The organism is Streptomyces olivochromogenes, from assembly GCF_021538895.1.
Lineage (GTDB): Bacteria > Actinomycetota > Actinomycetes > Streptomycetales > Streptomycetaceae > Streptomyces > Streptomyces olivochromogenes_A.
In genome coordinates, this window is record NZ_JADDRL010000238.1 from 1 (window position 1) to 4738 (window position 4738).

General features: G+C 73.5%; 3 protein-coding genes. All 3 read left to right on the forward strand.

Annotation, left to right across the window (positions count from 1 at the left end; translation table 11 throughout):
* A partial coding sequence (locus IPZ69_RS46405) for a glycogen debranching N-terminal domain-containing protein (protein ID WP_268835894.1) occupies window positions 1-1898 on the forward strand: 1898 nt, incomplete at its 5' end.
* A 131-nt stretch (window positions 1899-2029) separates the two neighbouring features.
* Window positions 2030-2788 carry an NUDIX hydrolase gene (locus IPZ69_RS46410; RefSeq protein ID WP_235460957.1) on the forward strand — a complete coding sequence of 253 codons (759 nt, stop codon included), beginning with the start codon at window positions 2030-2032 and terminating at the stop codon, window positions 2786-2788.
* A 161-nt stretch (window positions 2789-2949) separates the two neighbouring features.
* Window positions 2950-4738 (forward strand): ABC transporter ATP-binding protein (locus IPZ69_RS46415; RefSeq protein ID WP_235460958.1); only part of this gene is annotated, 1789 nt, incomplete at its 3' end.

Genomic DNA, 4738 nt, shown 5'->3' on the forward strand with positions numbered 1-4738 from the left:
GCCTCGTCATCTCCACGGATCAGGGACAGCTGACCGGCCAGGGACTGGAGGGGTTCTACCGGGGCGGCCGACGGTTGCTTTCGCGCTGCCAGGTCAGGGTGGCCGGACGCGAGCCGCTCGCCGTGCAGGCCAGGATGATCGCGGCTGACCAGGCGCGCTTCGTGGGGACGTTGCGGGCCACCCCGGGCATCGGCCCGGACCCGGACGTGGTCGTCGAGCGGATCCGGCACGCGGACGGAACCGAGCGGATCACCTTCCACAGTTCCGCTTCCCGTTCCCTGCGCCTGCCGGTCGAGGTGGCCCTCGGCACGGACCTCGCCGACCTGGGTGCCATCGCCTCCGGCAGCGCGGGCCCCGAGGTGTCGGCCAGCGTCCACGACTCGGGCCTGCGCTGGGCCCGTGCCGGTGCGAAGTCCTCCGTCACGGCCGAACCGTCGCCCGCGGACGCCCTGGCCTCGGCGGGGCTGCTGCGCTGGGAGTTCGAGCTGCCGCCGGGCGGCACGGCGAGTGTGGAACTGCGGGTGCGACAGGACGGAGCGGCCCGGCCGTGGGCCGTGGGGCGCGCCGCGTCGAGCCCTCTGGCCCACGCCCGGGCGGCAGGTGACGATCCCAGGGTTCCGGCGCTCATGCGGACGAGCGTCGAGGACCTCCAGGCCTTGCTGCTGCGTGACCCGGCCCGCCCCTCGGACACCTATCTCGCGGCAGGGGTGCCCTGGCGCTGCGGCATGGCACCGGCCGAGGCGCTCGCCGCCGCCCGGATGACACTGCCCCTCGGTACGCGTCTCGCCGCGGGCACCCTGCGCGCCCTCGCGCACACCCAAGTCCCTGACCCGGGGCCGCGGGACGGCGTGATCCCCGGACCGAGACGCGACGCCGGCCGGTATCTGGCGCCGGGCTGCACGGGTACGGAGGCCACGCTGCTGTTCCCCGCACTGCTCGCGGAGGCCCGCCGCTGGGGGCTCCCGGAGCAGGACACCGAGGAACTGCTGCCCACGGCCGAGCGGTGTCTGGCCTGGCTGCGAGCCACGGTGAGCGACGGCACGTACCTGTGCGACCCACAGCCGGGCGGCCCCGTCCGCTGTGAGACGCAGGCCCACGCACACCGCGCGGCACTGCTCGGCGCCGACCTCCTCGACGCCTACGGCAGACCGGGCGGCGTCGAACTGCGGCAATGGGCACGAGTACTGCGCGACGCGTTCCGCCAGGACTTCTGGATCGAAGACCCCGGGGGAGGCCGCCCAGCGGCTGCCCGCACCCCGGACGGGCACCTCCTTCCGCACCTCGGCGCCACCGCCGTCCACCTCCTCGACACCGGACTGCTCGGTGGGGGCGAACTCGCCCCGGGCCTGCTCGACAGGGTGCGGACCGAACAACTCGCCCGGCTGCTCGGCGGCCCCGCCCTGGACTCGGGCTGGGGACTGCGCGGCCTCGGTACGAAGGAGGCCGGACACAACCCGTTCGGCCACCGCTCCGGAGCCGTACGTGTCCCGGAGACGGCGCTCGCCGTCGCAGGCCTGGCCGCAGCGGGCCACGAGAAGGAGGCGAGCGGCCTGCTGCGGGGTGTCCTGGCGGCTGCCGAGCACTTCGGGTACCGGCTGCCCGAGATGTACGCAGGGGAGCAGCGTTCCGGCTGGAGCGTCCCCGTTCCCCACCCGGCGGCCTGCCGTCCGGCAGCCATGGCGGCCGCCTCCGGGGTGCTGCTCCTCACCGCCCTCGCGGGCATTCGCCCCGACGTTCCGGCCGGGACCGTGACTCTGCGACCCGTGCCCGGCGCGCCCCTCGGCGAGATCGGCCTGACCGGGCTGCGGATCGCGGGCGGCCCCTTCTCGGTACGGGTCAGCCGACTCGGGTTCGCCATGGTCGAGGAGGCGGCGGACGGTCTGCAATTGGGAGCGTGACCTTGTACGTCGTGACCGGCACCAAGAGCGCGTGCCGACCCGGAGGTCTCATACCGCGACGAAGTGGATCAGCCGTCGATGCTACCGATGAGGGGAGTGTTTATCGTCAGGCAGACGACTATGATCGCCGCATGCCCTACGACCCGTCAGCGTTTCCGCCCTTCGCCGTCACCGTGGACCTGGTCGTGCTGACCGTGCGCCGCCATGCCCTGTGCGCGCTGGCGGTGCGCAGGGGCGAGCCGCCCTTCCAGGGGCGCTGGGCGCTGCCCGGCGGCTTCGTACGGGCCGACGAGGATCTGGCACAGGCCGCGGCGCGCGAGCTCGCCGAGGAGACCGGGCTGCACGCCCACGACCCCTCCGTCCCCGCCCAGGACAACGGCGCCCACCTGGAGCAGCTCGCGACCTACGGCGACCCCAAGCGCGACCCGCGCATGCGCGTGGTCAGCGTCGCCCACCTCGCCCTCGCCCCCGATCTGCCCGCTCCTCGGGCGGGCGGCGACGCCAGCAACGCCCGCTGGGCGCCGGTCGAGGAACTGCTGCAGCAGGGTGGCTACGGCCGTGACGGCGAACCCATGGCGCCGCTCGCCTTCGACCACCACCAGATCCTGGCCGACGGGGTGGAGCGGGCCCGATCCAAGATCGAGTACTCGTCGCTGGCCACCGCCTTCTGCCCGTCCGAGTTCACCGTCGGCGAGCTGCGCCGCGTCTACGAGGCCGTGTGGGGTGTGGCCCTCGATCCGCGCAACTTCCACCGCAAGGTGACCGGTACTCCCGGCTTCCTCGTCCCCACCGGTGGCACGACCACCCGCCAGGGGGGCCGCCCGGCCCAGCTCTTCCGCGCCGGCGGCGCCACTCTTCTCAACCCCCCGATGCTGCGCCCCGAGGTGTGACACCGCTCCTTCCGCCAAGGTGTGGAGGAGGCGCGGGGTCGGATCGCGAGCCGACCTGAACCGGGGAACCGCGAACAAGGGTCCGACATTTGCGGGCACCCCATACGGAACAGATCGGGTTATACGCGAAAAATCGGACACGGCACGCTATCTTGCTGCAGGTGATCCAAGCCTTCGGACTGACCAGCAATCCCCGCAAGGCGCACCCGCCCGCCCTCGACGACGTCTCCTTCGAGGCGCCCGCGGGCCATGTCACCGTGCTCCTCGGCGCACCGGGCGCCGGCAAGACCACGGCACTGCGTCTGATGCTCGAACTCCAACAAGGCCGTGGGATCACCTACTTCAGAGGCCGGCCCCTCCACCGCATCGCCCACCCCGCGCGCGAAGTCGGCGTGCTCCTCGGCGACGTACCCGGGCATCCGGCGCGCACGGTCCGGGGACATCTGCGCATGCTGTGCGCCGCCGCGGGCGTCCCGGCCCGCCGAGCCGACCAGGTTCTCGAAGTGGTCGGCCTGGTCAGCCTGCGCGAGGAGCGACTGGGCACCCTGTCGCGCGGCATGGACCGTCGGTTCGGGCTGGCCTGCGCCCTCCTGTCCGACCCGCACACACTCGTGCTGGACGACCCCACGCAGGGGCTGTCCGCTCGCGAGGGCCGCTGGCTGCACGGTGTGCTTCGGGCCCACGCGAGCCAGGGCGGCACGGTTCTGCTCACCACGGCCGACCCGAAGGAAGCCGCACGCACCGCCGACCGGGTCGTCACGCTGGAGAGCGGCAGGCTCGTCGCCGACCAGGAAGCCGCCGGTTTCGCCCGCACCCGGCTGCGCCCCCGGGTGGCCGTCCGGAGCCCACACGCGGCCCGTCTCGCGGCTCTGCTCACCAAGGAGGCCCGGACCGCCCAACGCTCCGTCGAGGTCGTACGAGAGGAGGGCAACCGTCTCTCGGTGTACGGCAGTACCACCGCCGCCGTCGGTGAGATCGCCTTCCGGCACGGCATCCTTGTCCACCAACTCGCCGACGAGACGGGCGACATGGGACCCGTTGCTGAAGCGTTTCCGCTCAACGGCCACCGCACCGTTTGCGAGACGGCACGGGAGGAGCGCCCTGGAGCCATCGACGAGCCGCCGATGGCGAGTCGACCGGAGGTACTTGCCGACCAGGTGGCGCCGGAACGGGCGGAGGCGTTCGAGGGGCCGCGTGTGGTCGGCCGGCCGCGCAACCCTGAGGACGCGCTGTTGATGGAGTGCTCCGAGGCGCTCGGAGGGGCAGCGGGAGGGGTGCGGCCGAGGAACCCTGACGACGTGCCGGCACGAGAGAGGCCGACGGTTCACGACGACGGGCTGACTGCGGATCGGCCGGGGAAGTCGGGTGTGCCGGGGGAGTGGCCGCTGGTCTCCGGTGAAACGGCGGCAGCGGATCGCCCACAACCCCTCCAGGACGGTGCCGAGTCGGCCCAGGCGCACCCCGCGGAGTCACGGGCGGCAGATCAACCGCGAGTCGCCGACGGCCGGTCCGCCACGGACGCATCACCGACCGCGGCGTCGGCGATGCTGCCGGGCGACACCCGTCCCGCCAGGGGACCGGAGGTCGACGCCTACGACGGCCTCGCCGCCGATTCCGCGGCTGCGGCCGCGGCTCGGACGACCGGTGGCAGCCCCGAACCCGACCGCGCGACTCCGCCCACCGCGCCCTCCTCCATCACCAGGCCGCCCGACCGTCATACGCCCGCGCCCGCACATTCATCGCAAGCCCCCCAGGCACCCCATGCGCCGGCCGACGCACCACAAGACGCCCACGCACCGACCCCCGCACAAGCCCCGGAGGAAACTCAAGCACCCACCGCCACACATCCCTCGCACGCCCCGGCGGCCACGACCGGCCGCGCGCCCCGCGCAGCCTCCACGCATCCCCGCGACGACGACGGCGCGCAGCACAAGGCCGGCTCCCCGCGTG